This window comes from Aestuariivivens insulae, from assembly GCF_022662195.1.
GTDB classification, from domain to species: domain Bacteria; phylum Bacteroidota; class Bacteroidia; order Flavobacteriales; family Flavobacteriaceae; genus Aestuariivivens; species Aestuariivivens insulae.
Map to the genome: position 1 here is coordinate 237,925 of NZ_JAKMCS010000004.1, position 14,495 is coordinate 252,419.

The window sequence follows — 14,495 nt, forward strand, 5'->3', positions numbered from 1 at the left end:
ATTATGGATATGAATAAAATTTAGAATGTAGTATTTATTAACAGTTTAAAATATTTCTTTACTTGCAGGTTGTAACAACATGAATTTCAGTATGACAGAAAACAACTTGCTTTACACTTTAGCATTACAGCATGTCTCCAATATAGGGGATATTACCGCTAAACGGCTTATTGCACATTGCGGCTCTGCCGAAGCAGTATTTAAGGAAAACAAACAAAAACTGCTTAAAATATCTGGAGTAGGGCAAACTATGTTGTCGGAATTGTTTAAGACCAATCATCTAAAAGAAGCAGAAAAGGAATTAAACTTTATAAAAAACAACAATATAAAGTTCTCTTATTTTGAAGACGAACAGTATCCCACAAAGCTAAAGCACTGTATTGATGCTCCTATTTTATTATTTGAAACGGGGAACATAAATTTAGATGCTCGACCTATTATAAGCATTGTGGGCACACGAAAGATAACCACTAATGGTATAGCATTTTGTAAAAACCTCATAGAAACTTTAAAGCCATACAATCCGGTTATTGTTTCGGGATTCGCCTATGGTACAGATATTACGGCGCATAAAGCAGCCCTTAAAAATGGATTGCAAACCATTGGCTGTTTAGCGCATGGGTTGAATCAAATTTATCCAAAAGCCCATAAAAAATATGTTGCCGATGTAGAAAAAAATGGAGGCTTTTACTCCGATTTTTGGAGCTCTGATACTTTTGATAGGAATAATTTTTTGAAGCGCAATCGCATTATAGCTGGATTAAGTGAAGCAACCATTGTTATTGAATCTGCCGAAAAAGGGGGCAGCTTGGTCACTGCCGATATAGCCCATTCGTATAATAGGGATGTGTTTGCCGTTCCAGGGCGAATAAACGATAGTTTAAGTGCTGGATGTAACAATTTGATTAAATACCAAAAGGCGCACATGCTCACTACCCCAATGGATATACCATATTTGTTAAATTGGAAGTTGGAAGGTGTTTCTACAGGCTCAACAGCCAAACCTGTAATTCAAAAGCAACTATTTGTTGAGCTCAATACTGAAGAAAAAGTAATTTATAACTACTTAAAGTCTAATAACAAACAACAGCTGGACGTTATCGCTTTAGACTGCAATATGCCTATTTTTAAAGTAAGCAGTACCTTATTGAATATGGAATTAAAAGGTGTTATAAGGCCTTTGCCGGGGAAGTTATTTGAGGTTATTTAGTTTTTTGCGCGCTATAAAAAAGCGAACGATAGTAATAACAAAAAGAACTAATCCTATAATGATTAACCAGTCAAAGACTTTGCTCGACACTAGTCTTGAATTTACTATCAATGCCATGGCAGTGGCATTAAGTACCGTAAACTAAATAAGCTTTTTCATTTCAATACCCAACCTTCTCTCGAACCCTATGCAATACCTTATCGGCCACACGCTTTGCTTTTTCGGCACCAATGTTTAAGGCTTTATCTATTTCGTTAAGATTGTTCATGTAGTAGTGGTATTTTTCACGTGGCTCTGCAAAACGTGTAATGATAAGCTCAAACAAGGCTTGCTTTGCGTGACCATAACCATAACCGCCTTTTTCGTAATTAGCTTTCATGGTGGCTATTTCTTCTTCGGAAGCCAATAATTGATACAATGCAAAGCAATTACAGGTAGCCCAGTCCTTTGGGTCTTCAAGAGGGGTGCTGTCTGTTTTAATAGACATAATTTGCTTGCGCAATTTTTTATCATTCAAAAAGATATTGATGGTATTGTCCCTACTCTTACTCATCTTTTCGCCATCGGTACCAGGAATGAGCATTGTGTTTTCTTGAATTTTACCTTCGGGCATCACGAAAGTCTCGCCACCCATTTTAGCATGAAAGCGAGAGGCAACATCGCGAGTCATTTCTATATGTTGCAATTGGTCCTTTCCAACAGGTATGATATTGGCATCGTACAATAAAATATCGGCAGCCATTAGCATAGGGTAGGTAAACAACCCTGAATTCACATCTTCCAAGCGGTCGGCCTTATCTTTAAAACTATGCGCAAGTGTTAAGCGTTGGTAGGGGAAAAAGCAGCTAAGGTACCAGGATAATTCAGTTACTTGAGGAATATCACTTTGTCTGTAAAATACAGTTTTTTCAATATCCAATCCAAAAGCCAGCCATGTGGCCGCAGTAGAATAAGTGTTCATTCTAAGCGTTTCGGCATCTTTAATTTGGGTTAAGGTATGCAGATTGGCAATAAATAGATAGGAGTCGTTTTCTGGGTTTTCAGCCATTTTAATAGCTGGTATAATAGCGCCTAATATATTGCCTAAATGAGGTGTTCCTGTACTTTGTATGCCTGTAAGTATCCTTGCCATAACATTACCTGCAAAAGCAGGTATCTCTTTAAAGGTTAAACGAAAGAAGCAAAGGTAATTTTTTTAATAAAAATAGCTCAATACAATTATGTATTTTTGGTGTCTATGGTTGTATTTAAATATGTGTTTTGGGTGCTTTACCGCATTTGGTTTTATGTTTTGGTGGCATTGCCTATAATTATTTTGTTTCCGGTATTGTTAATTTCCATTTCTAAAGAATCGTGGTATCCGTTCTTTTTTAAACTGGCCCGTATATGGGCAAAGGTCATTTTGTTTGGGATGGGGTTTAGGGTGAAGATAGAAAGTGAACAAATACCGGAAAAAGGTAAAAGCTATATGTTTATTGCAAACCATACCTCGATGACCGATATTATGCTGATGCTCGTTTCGGTTAAAAATCCGTTTGTATTTGTGGGGAAAAAGGAGTTGGCAAAAATTCCATTATTCGGTTTTTTTTACAAACGTACCTGTATTATGGTAGATAGGAATTCTGAACGAAGTAGAAAAGCGGTGTTTTTAAGGGCACAACGCCGATTGAAACAAGGACTTAGTATTTGCATATTTCCAGAAGGAGGCGTGCCAGAGGCCCATATTATGCTCGACAATTTTAAAGATGGAGCGTTTAGGTTGGCTATTAACCACAACATTCCTGTTGTGCCATTAACATTTTTAGATAACAAAAAGCGGTTTTCCTATGTCTTTTTTAGTGGAGGGCCTGGAGCTATGAGGGTTAAAATCCACAAGTTTTTACCTACCGATAATTTAACCGTTGGGGATACCAAAGCCTTAAATAAACAAGCGAGAACTATTATTTTGAATCAGCTTACCAAAAATTAACAGTATGTCAGGTCGGGCGCAATCGAGGCCTTATTAAATAGTATAGTTTAATTACCTCTCGATTGCGCTTGAGGTTGTACCATTAACAAGATTTATATTGATTTATAAATCGAAATTCCTGTAACAGGAAATCAAAAAAAACTGCCCTTTTTTAAAAGAGCAGTTTATTTGATGTTGGTTTTAAAGCTTTAGAAAAACCAACATCCAGATCTAACCAAAAACCTAAAATTTAATAGCAAACCCAGTATAAACCCCTATAAAATAAGGTTTAAAATTACCAGAAGTATTGCTAAATGTGTTTATTTGATATTTGAAGAGGGGCTCTACATTCAAATCCAATTTCTTTGATATTTTATAGTTAAGGCCAAGGCCTAAATTAGCACTATAGCTTACATTGTTAATATTGTTAGCTTCACCAACAAGTGTTCTTGAGCTACTGGTTTCGGAGAAAACTTTATTTTCGTTTAAGAAAAATGAGCTAAACCCACCAATTAGATTAACGCCAAATTTTTTATCAAGAAGGGTGTATTGAATTTCCAACGGAATTTCTATATAACCAAATTCCTGATTAATAGAAGCGCTTTCTGCCGATGCTAATAAACCGCTACTGCCGTTTTTGGAATTGAAATTATCTGCACTAGCAAACAATGTGTTATTGGAGCTGCTTATGGTGTTTAAATTGCCTTTTGTACTGGAATCTATATTGGGTAGGGCAGCACTAATGGTATTTTCGTTAGAGCTAATAGATTGAAAAACCACAACATCGTTGGTGTTATAGCCCAAACGTACCTTATTGATACCAGAACGAATGCGTAACTTCTTATTAATGGCATAACTGGCCTTAATGCCATAGCTCATGTTTAATTCTCCAGATTTTGCATTGGTATTAAATTGTGGGTCTATTGAAGAGCCTTCGCCCAAACTATTAAAATAAACAGGCGCAGCGTTTGGGGCAACACTCCACCTGTTAAATTTCTCCTCTTCAATAAGCTCTTTAATGTCTTTATCTATTAAATCTTCAATGGATTGTTCTTTTGTGTCCGTTGTATTGGTTTGTGCCACTGCCAAAGAATCAGCGTTTTGGGTATTTAAAATGGCATTCTTTGCTTTGTCTTTATCAAGCACACTTTTATTGTTGTTTGCAATATTTTGTGGCTCGTTCTCCGAAGCCTTGTTGTTTGCAATTGTTGTGTTGTTGTCTTGGGAAGTCTCTTTTAAAACATCTGGTTTTTGTATTATAGGATTGCTAATACTATTATTTTCTTCTGAAGTGATGCGCTCTTTTGCTATAGCTTCAGAAGTTATAGTATTTTGCCCTTGAGCAGATGTGGACTGGATTAACTTTGCAGGATCGGTATTTTGTGTTGAACTTCCATTGGTTTTAGTATTACTGTCATCGGTTTGATTTGTTTCAGAATTGGCAATAACATCTTTTGACCCTATGATGGTATTGTCATTTTGATTCTTTATGGCTTCAGAAGAAGGATTTTCATCATTATGTTCAACATGTTCTGCCTCATCGCCCGATTCGGTATCTACAACTTGATTTGTTGGAACATTAATACCTTCAGAATTAAAATATAAACCGCCCAGTGTAAGCAACAACACCAATAGGGCGGCCACACCGGCATAACGCCACCAAATGGGAATAACGCGGCGTTTTTTCTTTTTCTTGTTGAGTTGCGCTTCAATAGCATCCCAAACTTCATCACGAGGGCTTGCCTCGAAGTCTTTGAACTTCTCTTGGAATAATCTATCTATATGTTTTTTATCACTCATTATAATGACTGAATATGTTCACTTACATTGTAATTTTCAACGGTCTCTTTCAAAATCTGTCTGGCCCTCGAGAGGTTAGATTTTGAAGTGCCGACACTAATCTTTAACATGTTGGCTATATCTTTATGGGAATAGCCGTCCAATACATAAAGGTTAAAAACAAGGCGATATCGATCTGGTAAATTTTGTATGGCCTTTAAAAGATAATCTAACGAAATATCATCTTCATTAACCTCTATTTCATAATCTTCTACTTCATTTTCATTAACTATGTTAAACACTTTTTCGGCGCGGTAACGCTGTAAAGCGGTGTTAATAGTAATGCGCTTGAGCCAGCCTTCAAAAGAACCTTTGCCTTTGTATTGTTCAATTTTATTGAAAATGGTTAAAAAGGCGTCTTGCAGGTTATCTTCGGCTTGGGCATAACTGTTTGAGTACTTTAAGCAAATTGAGAACAACTTGCTCGAAAAGAGCTTATATAATTCCTCCTGTGCTTTAGTATCATGGGTTTTACAATGTGCTATGAGTTGCTCTAAACTCAAATTATAAACGCATTAACAGTTAGTGTTCTTTTATTATTAATTTATAACGGGTACTTCTATGGTTAAATATTGGTCTTCACCATTAGTGTCTTCACCTTGCCAAAATTTAAAGATGTACGATCCGTTACCTGTTACAATAAAATTGAAACTAGCTTCAACCAATTCGTCTTCTAGGTCGGTACAGCTTGTGTTTCCCGAATCATGTTCGAAAACATAAGTTATAGGCGCAACGGTACGTATGTTATTGTCTTTCACATAATAGAAATTTCTAAATGCGTGACAGGTTGATGGCCTATAATATCTTACGGTTATGGGGTAAACTTCACCCAATTCAAACTCATCTGGAATATCGACACTTTCTACAGGCAATATTTCTAAGTCGTAGTTTGTGTAATCGTCATCAGTACTACAAGACACAAACAGGGTCACTATACAACAAAGGATAAAAAACTTTTTCATTTACTTATTTTTTCAAGACTCTTTTTCCTTTAGATGCTAATAGAAATAAAAGGTTGCGCCAAAAACAAAAAAATCTCGATAAGTTCGAGATTTTTTTAATGCTATTCCTTTTTTAAGAGCTCTTTTATTTTGTCTTCCAGCTCATCCAAAAGTTCTGGATTATCTTTTATTATTGCTTTCACAGCGTCTCGTCCCTGGCCTAGTTTGGTGTCGCCATAACTAAACCACGAACCACTTTTCTTGACAATTTCCTGTTCTACGGCAACATCCAAAACTTCACCTACCTTAGAAATACCTTCGCCGTACATAATATCGAATTCGGCAGCCTTAAAAGGTGGTGCTACTTTGTTCTTTACTACTTTAACCCGTGTTTTGTTTCCTAAAACGTCACCGTTGCTATCTTTAATTTGGGTAGAACGACGTATATCCAATCGAACAGAAGCATAGAATTTTAAGGCGTTACCACCAGTGGTAGTTTCTGGGTTACCAAACATAACTCCAATTTTTTCACGCAACTGGTTAATAAATATTACGGTACAGTTGGTTTTACTAATGGATGCTGTTAATTTTCTTAAAGCTTGTGACATTAAACGTGCGTGAAGTCCCATTTTTGAGTCTCCCATTTCGCCTTCAATTTCACTTTTAGGGGTTAATGCTGCAACAGAGTCTATAATAACAATATCGATAGCTCCCGAACGAATAAGGTTATCGGCAATCTCGAGCGCCTGTTCCCCATTGTCGGGTTGCGAGATAATTAAATTATCAATATCTACTCCTAGTTTTTCTGCATAAAATCTATCAAAGGCATGTTCGGCATCAATAAAAGCTGCAATACCACCGCTTTTTTGTGCTTCGGCAATAGCATGCAATGTTAAGGTTGTTTTACCCGAAGATTCCGGGCCGTAAATTTCTATAACCCGACCTCTTGGATAGCCGCCTACGCCCAATGCAATATCCAATCCTAAAGAACCTGATGAGATGGCTTCGACATCTACAACGGCAGCATCGCTCATTTTCATTACAGTTCCTTTTCCATAAGCCTTGTCTAACTTATCCAAAGTAAGTTTAAGGGCTTTTAACTTTGCTTCTTTTTCACTCATTTATTTTGTTATTCTCTAGTTATGCACGCTAAAGTACTATAAGTTTTTTCAGAATACAATACATAACCAATTTTGTTATTAAGAATTTAGAAAAAGAAAATGTTTTAAGACGCAACCTTTTTACACCTATTGCATCTACTGGTTAACGTGGGGAAAATTTTGCTATGAAGAAGAACAATAAAAGCCCCTTTTTTAATGGAATGCGTTAGGTGTTTCGGCAAGTGTTTTGTTTGTACTTGCTGTGAAGCCAATGGTGACTAACCATAATTGGTGACTTTAATTGTGAATGAGCCAATATAAAGAGACTATCTGGATGACACATTTCAGGTAGTCTCTTTTTTTTATGGTTTCCAGTTAAAATTGTACTTTTGCGCTTCAAAATAATTTCTTTAATCTTAAAAATTAGTATAGCATGCAACTGTACAATACATTAAGTGCAAAAGAAAGAGCGGAATTAATCGATAAAGCAGGAAAAGATCGATTAACACTTTCTTTTTATAAATATGCCAAAATTGGCAACCCTCAGGTTTTTAGGGATCATTTGTTCATTACTTGGGATGCCTTGGATGTTTTGGGTAGGATTTATGTAGCACACGAAGGCATCAACGCACAATTATCGCTTCCGGCCGATCGGTTTCACGAATTCAAAAAACATTTAGATTCAATAGATTTTTTAAAGGGTGTCCGTTTGAATATTGCCGTAGAGCAAGACAACAAATCTTTTTTGAAACTTAAAGTTAAGATAAGGCACAAAATTGTTGCCGATGGCCTGAATGATGATACTTTCGATGTTACCAATAAAGGCGTTCATGTAGATGCCGAAACGTTTAATACGCTTATTGAAGACGACAATACCGTACTGGTAGATATGCGTAACCATTACGAAAGTGAGATAGGCCATTTTAAAAATGCCGTGACACCAGATGTAGATACTTTTAGGGAATCTTTAGATATTATTGAAGATGATTTAAAGGAACACAAGGAAGATAAAAAGCTCGTGATGTACTGTACTGGAGGTATACGTTGCGAAAAGGCCAGTGCCTATTTTAAACACAAAGGGTTTAAAAATGTGTACCAATTGGAAGGCGGTATTATTGAATACACCAGGCAGATAAAAGCGCAAGGGTTGGAAAACAAGTTTTTAGGACAAAATTTTGTGTTTGACGATAGACGAGCCGAGCGTATTAGTGAGGATGTAATAGCCAATTGTCACCAATGCGGTAAGCCATTCGATGTGCATACCAATTGTGCCAATGAGGCCTGCCACTTGTTATTCATTCAATGTGATGAGTGTAAGGAAGAAATGAACAATTGCTGTTCTACTACCTGTAAAGAGATACATGCTTTACCTTACGAAGAACAAAAAGCACTACGCAAGGGACAGGGCAATAGTAACGATATTTTCAAAAAAGGGCGCGCCGATCATTTGCCTTATAAAAAGGACTTAAGAAATATTTTTGAAGTTTTAAAAACCAATAAGGAATAGGCTGATGCAGAAGATAGAATTAATGGCCCCGGCGGGTAATTTTGAGTCCCTGCAAGCGGCTTTGGATAATGGTGCCGATTCGGTGTATTTTGGAGTAGAACAGTTAAACATGCGTGCCAGGGCTTCCATTAACTTTACTTTGGATGACCTTCAGGAAATTTCAGACCGGTGTAAAGCGAAAAACGTTAGGACGTATTTAACCTTAAATACGATTATTTACGATCATGATCTGTCCATTATCAAGACGTTAATTACCAAGGCTAAAGAAGCCAATATTACAGCGGTAATAGCGATGGACCAAGCGGTGATAATGGCGGCTAGGGAAGCGGGAATGGAAGTGCATATTTCAACCCAAATCAATATTACAAACATAGAAACGGTAAAGTTTTATGCCCTATTTGCCGATACTATGGTGTTGAGTCGTGAGTTGAGTTTGCGCCAAGTGAAAAAGATAACCGAGCAGATTGAAAAAGACCAAATAAAAGGGCCGTCTGGCAAATTGGTCGAGATTGAAATATTTGGTCATGGCGCATTATGTATGGCCGTGTCGGGTAAATGCTATATGAGTTTACATTCCCAAAACTCGTCGGCTAACCGTGGTGCTTGCAAGCAAAATTGTAGAAAAAAATATACTGTAGTCGATCAGGAAACCGGGTTCGAAATGGAACTGGATAATGAGTATATCATGTCGCCCAAGGATTTGTGTACTATCGATTTTTTAAACGAAGTGGCCGAAGCAGGTATTAAAGTTTTAAAGATTGAAGGTAGGGGTAGAGCGCCAGAATATGTTGCAAAAGTTATTAAATGCTACAGGGAAGCTATCGATAGTTTATACGACGGTACTTACGATAAAGCCAAAGTAATTACTTGGATGCAGGATCTGGAGAAAGTATATAATCGAGGTTTTTGGAGTGGTTATTATTTAGGTCAAAAACTGGGTGAATGGAGCAAGGGATCGGGTTCGCATGCCACCCAAAAGAAGGTGTATTTAGGCAAGGGCATGCATTATTATCCCAAGCCAGAGATAGGCGAGTTTAAAATAGAAGCTTACGATGTTGCTCTTGGCGATACTATTTTAATTACGGGGCCTACCACTGGAGCTAAAGAAGTTGAGGTTAAAGAAATGTTGGTGAACGATCAGCCTTTGGAAAAAGCAAGCAAAGGTGATTCGGTTACTATAAAATTGCCTTTTAGAATCCGTCCTTCAGACAAGTTGTACAAAATGGTTGAAAACAAAGTTGAAGCCTAATGGTAGTTGTAACGCTCCAACGTCAAAAATGTATTGGCTGTAACTATTGTGTGGAATTGGCACCGCAGCAGTTTCAAATGTCCAAAAAAGATGGGAAATCGGTGCTGTTGCGTTCCGCGGAGAAAAAAGGGTTTTTTACCTTAAAGTCTAATGATGTCATGATTTTAGAACCTTGTGAGAATGCTTCAAAAGCATGTCCGGTAAAAATCATTTCTGTAAAGCATGTTTAAGTATATGATATGTTCTTTTTTTAAGTCTTGGGAATAATCATATCTTTACAAAAGAAACCGACAGGATTAAAAGAATCTTTAAACACACAGTGAAATGATTATTTTAATCATAAAACTTACTTGTCGGCAGGCAGGGGTTACATGTGGCCTTTGAAAAAATAAATGTTAACACATGAAAATGAATTATAAACCTTTAATTCGATATAAGTTAATTATTATCGAATTCAATATAACAATATATGGCTTGTAACAGTTGTTCAACTGGTAAAGACGGTCAACCTAAAGGATGTAAAAACAATGGCACTTGTGGTACCGATAGTTGTAATAAACTAACGGTATTCGATTGGTTGTCCAATATGTCGCTTCCTAGTGGTGAAAAACCATTTAATTGGGTAGAGGTACGTTACAAAAACGGTAGAAAGGAATATTACAAAAACACCGAAAACTTAACTTTAAGTATAGGCGATATTGTAGCAACCCAAGCCCAATCTGGACATGATGTAGGGATGGTAACCTTAACGGGAGAGTTGGTGCGCGTTCAAATGAAACGTAAAAACATAAGCACCAGTGACGATGGCGCACTAAAAATTTATAGAAAAGCGAGCCAAAAAGATATTGATATTTGGTCTGCTGCCCGCGATAAGGAGGAGTCTATGAAGGTTAAGGCCAGGCAGTTTGCAATAGATCTTAAATTGCAAATGAAAATTTCTGATATCGAATTTCAAGGCGATGCCAGTAAGGCCACATTTTATTATACAGCCGAAGAACGTGTGGATTTTCGTGAACTCATAAAAGTGTTTGCACGCGAATTTAGAATCCGTATTGAAATGAAACAGGTAGGATTTAGGCAAGAAGCCTCTAGGCTTGGTGGTATAGGGTCTTGTGGACGCGAATTGTGTTGCTCTACTTGGTTAACCGATTTCCGTTCGGTTAGTACATCGGCGGCAAGGTATCAGCAGTTATCGTTAAACCCGCTTAAATTAGCAGGGCAATGTGGTAAATTGAAATGCTGTTTGAATTATGAATTGGATACCTATTTAGACGCCCTAAAAGATTTCCCTAAAACAGATATTAAATTACAAACAGAAAAAGGCACCGCGGTTTGCCAGAAGACAGACATCTTTAAGGGGCATATGTGGTATGCCTATGAAGGGGAATGGATGAATTGGCATAAGATTACTACAGCTCAGGCCAATGAAATTATTGAACTAAATAAGAAGAAAAAAACGGTAGCTAGTTTAGAAGAGTATGTTTCAGATTTAATTGAAGATACTAAAGCAGAGTTTGAAAACGTTGTAGGTCAAGACAGTTTAACACGTTTCGATAATCCAAAGCGTCATAAAAAACGTAAAAACAATAGGAATAGAAACAATAACAGAAACAAGAATAGAAGAAAGAAATCCCAAAACAGTAAAAATGCACCTAAATAGAATATGCCTTAGTTTATTGAGTCTTATTTTTATAATGGTTTCTTGTGATTCTAATCGTGTTTACGACGTGTATAAATCGGTGCCCAATGCGTGGCATAAAGATTCCATAACAAGTTTTAAAATAAACCCGCCAGATTCTATAAACCCGTATAACCTGTTTGTTAATTTACGAAATACCAATGCCTACAAATACAATAACTTATTTTTAATTGTAGAGATGGCGTTTCCACATGGGAAAACGGTAACAGACACCTTGGAATATCGCATGGCAGACCCCAGTGGTAAGCTGTTGGGGACAGGGTTTACCGATGTTAAGGAAAACAAATTGTGGTATAAAGAAGGCGTGGTATTTAAGGAAAGTGGGGAATATACCGTGAGCATACAACATGCCATGCGAGAGAATGGCAAGGTTAACGGTGTTGTAGAATTAGAAGGTATCACCGATGTTGGTTTTAGAATAGAAAAACCTCAAAATAAATAAATATTGCATCAAGTGGAGATTGTCTATATGTGATTTATTTTGTCATTCAGCATGGCACTTTTTTGACAGTCTCAGTATCAAGATGCATTAATGAATAGTACATGGCAAAAACAAAAAAACAAACGCAAAAAACGCAAGACTTTTCAAAATACATCCGTTGGTTTTGGATGTTGTTTGTTGTTGGAATACTTTCAGCAGTCCTTTTGTTCTTAGTGGCTTCGTGGGGATTTTTGGGAGAACTACCAGACCATACGGTTCTTGAAAATCCTAAAACCAATTTAGCGACCGAAATTGTTTCTTCTGATGGTGTTACGCTTGGGAAGTTTTATTTTGATGATAATAGAACGCCTGTAGGATTTGATGAGTTACCTAAACATTTAGTTGATGCCTTGATAGCAACTGAAGATATACGCTTCCATGAACATTCTGGAATAGATGCCCGAGGTACATTGCGTGCTTTTGTCATGCTAGGTAGTGGTGGTGGAGCCAGTACTATATCTCAACAGTTGGCAAAACAGTTATTTACCAAGCAAGTCTCAAAAAGTAAGCTTGAACGAGCTTTCCAAAAAGTAAGGGAATGGGTAATTGCCATACGTTTAGAACGCCAATATACCAAGGAGGAAATTATTTCTCAATATTTTAATATCTACGACTTCTTGAACAATGCCGATGGTATTCGTAGTGCGGCCCGTATTTACTTTGGCAAAGAACCGAGGGATTTAGAGTTAAAAGAATCGGCCATGTTGGTAGGGATGTTCAAAAATTCGGCACTTTATAATCCTAGAGTAAATCCTGTTGGTGTAAAGAATAGGAGAAACGTGGTGTTAGCTCAAATGGAAAAGTATGGATACATTACGGAACAAGCCAAGGACTCTTTACAAAAAACAGAACTGGATTTAAATTATACTCCAGAGTCCCATAGAGAAGGTATCGCTACCTATTTTAGGGAGTATTTAAAAACCTTTATGAAAGATTGGATTCAAAAAAATCCAAAACCCGATGGCACCAAATGGAGTTTATATAACGATGGGTTGAAAATTTATACTACGATAGATTCCCGCATGCAACAGTATGCCGAGGATGCTGTAAAGCAGCATATGGCAAGACTGCAGGCTGAGTTTTTTCATCAGAACACACCAAAGCGTAACCCAACAGCACCATTTTTAGATTTAACTACAGGAGCCATAGATACGCTTTTGCGCAATTCGATGCGTCAGTCTGAGCGATGGAGGCACATGAGATATGATTTAAAGAAAGATGTTGAAGAAATAAAAGCATCATTCTATAAACCAATACCGATGACGGTTTTTGAATGGAAAGATGGACAACCTTCAGAAAGGGATACCATTATGAAACCTATAGATTCAATGCGGTATTACAAGTCGTTTTTAAGAACGGGTATGATGTCCATGGATCCACAAACGGGACATGTTAAAGCTTGGGTTGGAGGGATTAATTACCGCCATTTTCAATACGATATGGTTAAGCAAGGGAAGCGTCAGGTAGGGTCTACCTTTAAACCCTTTGTCTACGCAACGGCTATAGACCAATTGCATTTATCACCTTGCGATGAATTTCCAGACACCCCTTTTTGTATTGAAAAGTGGAAGTATGGCAACCCAGAAGAGTGGTGCCCTAAAAACTCAGGTGGTGATGCAGATTATGGTAAGGTAAGAACTTTAAAAAACGCTTTAGCAAATTCAGTAAACACAGTAACGGCGAGATTGATGGATAAGGTAGGCCCACAACCCGTTATTGATTTGGCAAAGAAATTAGGTATAAAATCTACAATTCCACCAGTACCTTCTATTGCTTTGGGTACTCCCGATTTAAGTGTTTACGAAATGGTAGGGGCCTATGCCACCTTTGCCAACAAAGGGGTCTATACAAAGCCTGTTTTGGTAACCGCTATTGAAGATAAAAACGGTACGGTTTTATACCAGTTTAAGCCTGAAACGCGTGATGTGTTAAGTGAAGAAGCTGCTTATGTTACCGTAAAACTCCTGGAAGGGGTGACGCAATACGGTTCCGGAGCACATTTACGGACAAAAGGAGCCGATTCATATAGGCGATATATCAAAGATGTTGGAACAGGTTACCCTTACCAATTTACAAACCCTATAGCAGGGAAAACAGGAACCACACAGAACCAGAGTGATGGTTGGTTTATGGGTATGGTGCCTAATTTAGTAACAGGTGTTTGGGTAGGTGCCGAAGATAGAGCGGCGCATTTTTCATCAATTTCTTATGGACAAGGGGCTGCTATGGCTTTGCCAATTTGGGGAGTATATATGAAAAGCTGTTATGCCGATGAGGATTTAAATATTTCTAAAGACGAGTTTGAAGCACCTGCGGAGCTTACTATAAATGTAGATTGCTCTAATGTTCTAGAGAAGGAAAATCCAGGCGATATTGATGAAGCTGTCCCGGACGATTTGGAATTTTAGTTGAAAAAATATTCTTTATTTAAATATAAACCCTTCTGTCATTACGAGGAGAGAAGTATGAACGACGAAGTAATCTGTTAAAATTAAAGCCATATAGATATAAAGTAACAGAT

At 37.3% G+C, this 14,495-nt stretch carries 13 protein-coding genes; 8 read left to right on the top strand and 5 right to left on the bottom strand.

The window, feature by feature from the left end; translation table 11 throughout:
- The first annotated feature begins 91 nt into the window (after window positions 1–91).
- Window positions 92–1,210, top strand: coding sequence for a DNA-processing protein DprA (gene dprA / locus MR062_RS07050; RefSeq protein WP_242203389.1), 1,119 nt, complete (start codon window positions 92–94; stop codon window positions 1,208–1,210).
- A gap of 160 nt (window positions 1,211–1,370) precedes the next feature.
- On the opposite strand, the gene trpS is transcribed toward dprA, so the two are convergent.
- A complete protein-coding gene (gene trpS / locus MR062_RS07055) occupies window positions 1,371–2,342 on the bottom strand; it encodes a tryptophan--tRNA ligase (RefSeq protein ID WP_242203391.1) in 972 nt (323 codons plus the stop codon).
- 105 nt (window positions 2,343–2,447) lie between these two features.
- Between trpS and MR062_RS07060 the strand changes: the two genes are divergently transcribed.
- On the top strand, window positions 2,448–3,179 hold the full coding sequence (locus MR062_RS07060) for a lysophospholipid acyltransferase family protein (protein WP_242203394.1): 732 nt from the start codon (window positions 2,448–2,450) through the stop codon (window positions 3,177–3,179).
- Between the two features lie 222 nt (window positions 3,180–3,401).
- On the opposite strand, the gene MR062_RS07065 is transcribed toward MR062_RS07060, so the two are convergent.
- The 4 genes from MR062_RS07065 to recA all read right to left on the bottom strand — a co-directional run bounded on the left by MR062_RS07065 (window position 3,402) and on the right by recA (window position 7,059).
- Entirely contained in the window at window positions 3,402–4,958 is a 1,557-nt protein-coding gene (locus MR062_RS07065; protein WP_242203395.1) for a PorT family protein, read from the bottom strand.
- Entirely contained in the window at window positions 4,958–5,500 is a 543-nt protein-coding gene (locus MR062_RS07070; protein WP_242203396.1) for an RNA polymerase sigma factor, read from the bottom strand. Before MR062_RS07070 ends, MR062_RS07065 begins: the two co-directional genes overlap by 1 nt.
- 36 nt (window positions 5,501–5,536) lie before the next feature.
- Window positions 5,537–5,959, bottom strand: coding sequence for a hypothetical protein (locus MR062_RS07075; RefSeq protein WP_242203398.1), 423 nt, complete (start codon window positions 5,957–5,959; stop codon window positions 5,537–5,539).
- A gap of 101 nt (window positions 5,960–6,060) precedes the next feature.
- Complete coding sequence (gene recA, locus MR062_RS07080; RefSeq protein WP_242203400.1) at window positions 6,061–7,059, bottom strand: recombinase RecA; 999 nt, start codon at window positions 7,057–7,059, stop codon at window positions 6,061–6,063.
- A gap of 412 nt (window positions 7,060–7,471) precedes the next feature.
- On the opposite strand from recA, the gene trhO reads away from it, so the two are divergent.
- From trhO to MR062_RS07110, 6 genes are all read left to right on the top strand, one after another.
- The gene (trhO, locus tag MR062_RS07085; RefSeq protein WP_242203401.1) at window positions 7,472–8,545 is read left to right on the top strand and encodes an oxygen-dependent tRNA uridine(34) hydroxylase TrhO; all 1,074 of its coding nucleotides are present in this window, start codon (window positions 7,472–7,474) and stop codon (window positions 8,543–8,545) included.
- A gap of 4 nt (window positions 8,546–8,549) precedes the next feature.
- Entirely contained in the window at window positions 8,550–9,794 is a 1,245-nt protein-coding gene (locus tag MR062_RS07090; RefSeq protein ID WP_242203403.1) for a peptidase U32 family protein, read from the top strand.
- Window positions 9,794–10,024, top strand: a complete 231-nt coding sequence (locus MR062_RS07095) for a ferredoxin (protein WP_242203404.1) — start codon at window positions 9,794–9,796, stop codon at window positions 10,022–10,024. The genes MR062_RS07090 and MR062_RS07095 overlap by 1 nt, the downstream gene beginning before the upstream one ends.
- A 239-nt stretch (window positions 10,025–10,263) precedes the next feature.
- On the top strand, window positions 10,264–11,454 hold the full coding sequence (locus MR062_RS07100) for a PSP1 domain-containing protein (protein ID WP_242203405.1): 1,191 nt from the start codon (window positions 10,264–10,266) through the stop codon (window positions 11,452–11,454).
- Window positions 11,441–11,935 carry a gliding motility lipoprotein GldH gene (locus MR062_RS07105; protein WP_242203406.1) on the top strand — a complete coding sequence of 165 codons (495 nt, stop codon included), beginning with the start codon at window positions 11,441–11,443 and terminating at the stop codon, window positions 11,933–11,935. Before MR062_RS07100 ends, MR062_RS07105 begins: the two co-directional genes overlap by 14 nt.
- A 101-nt stretch (window positions 11,936–12,036) precedes the next feature.
- On the top strand, window positions 12,037–14,382 hold the full coding sequence (locus MR062_RS07110) for a penicillin-binding protein 1A (RefSeq protein ID WP_242203407.1): 2,346 nt from the start codon (window positions 12,037–12,039) through the stop codon (window positions 14,380–14,382).
- Window positions 14,383–14,495: the final 113 nt, after the last annotated feature.

Bases quoted from the DNA above. Each gene is read 5' to 3' on its own strand.
- dprA (WP_242203389.1), top strand. From the start codon at position 92: ATGACAGAAAACAACTTGCTTTACACTTTAGCATTACAGCATGTCTCC.
- trpS (WP_242203391.1), bottom strand. From the start codon at position 2,342: ATGGCAAGGATACTTACAGGCATACAAAGTACAGGAACACCTCATTTA.
- MR062_RS07060 (WP_242203394.1), top strand. From the start codon at position 2,448: ATGGTTGTATTTAAATATGTGTTTTGGGTGCTTTACCGCATTTGGTTT.
- MR062_RS07065 (WP_242203395.1), bottom strand. From the start codon at position 4,958: ATGAGTGATAAAAAACATATAGATAGATTATTCCAAGAGAAGTTCAAA.
- MR062_RS07075 (WP_242203398.1), bottom strand. From the start codon at position 5,959: ATGAAAAAGTTTTTTATCCTTTGTTGTATAGTGACCCTGTTTGTGTCT.
- recA (WP_242203400.1), bottom strand. From the start codon at position 7,059: ATGAGTGAAAAAGAAGCAAAGTTAAAAGCCCTTAAACTTACTTTGGAT.
- trhO (WP_242203401.1), top strand. From the start codon at position 7,472: ATGCAACTGTACAATACATTAAGTGCAAAAGAAAGAGCGGAATTAATC.
- MR062_RS07090 (WP_242203403.1), top strand. From the start codon at position 8,550: ATGCAGAAGATAGAATTAATGGCCCCGGCGGGTAATTTTGAGTCCCTG.
- MR062_RS07095 (WP_242203404.1), top strand. From the start codon at position 9,794: ATGGTAGTTGTAACGCTCCAACGTCAAAAATGTATTGGCTGTAACTAT.
- MR062_RS07100 (WP_242203405.1), top strand. From the start codon at position 10,264: ATGGCTTGTAACAGTTGTTCAACTGGTAAAGACGGTCAACCTAAAGGA.
- MR062_RS07105 (WP_242203406.1), top strand. From the start codon at position 11,441: ATGCACCTAAATAGAATATGCCTTAGTTTATTGAGTCTTATTTTTATA.
- MR062_RS07110 (WP_242203407.1), top strand. From the start codon at position 12,037: ATGGCAAAAACAAAAAAACAAACGCAAAAAACGCAAGACTTTTCAAAA.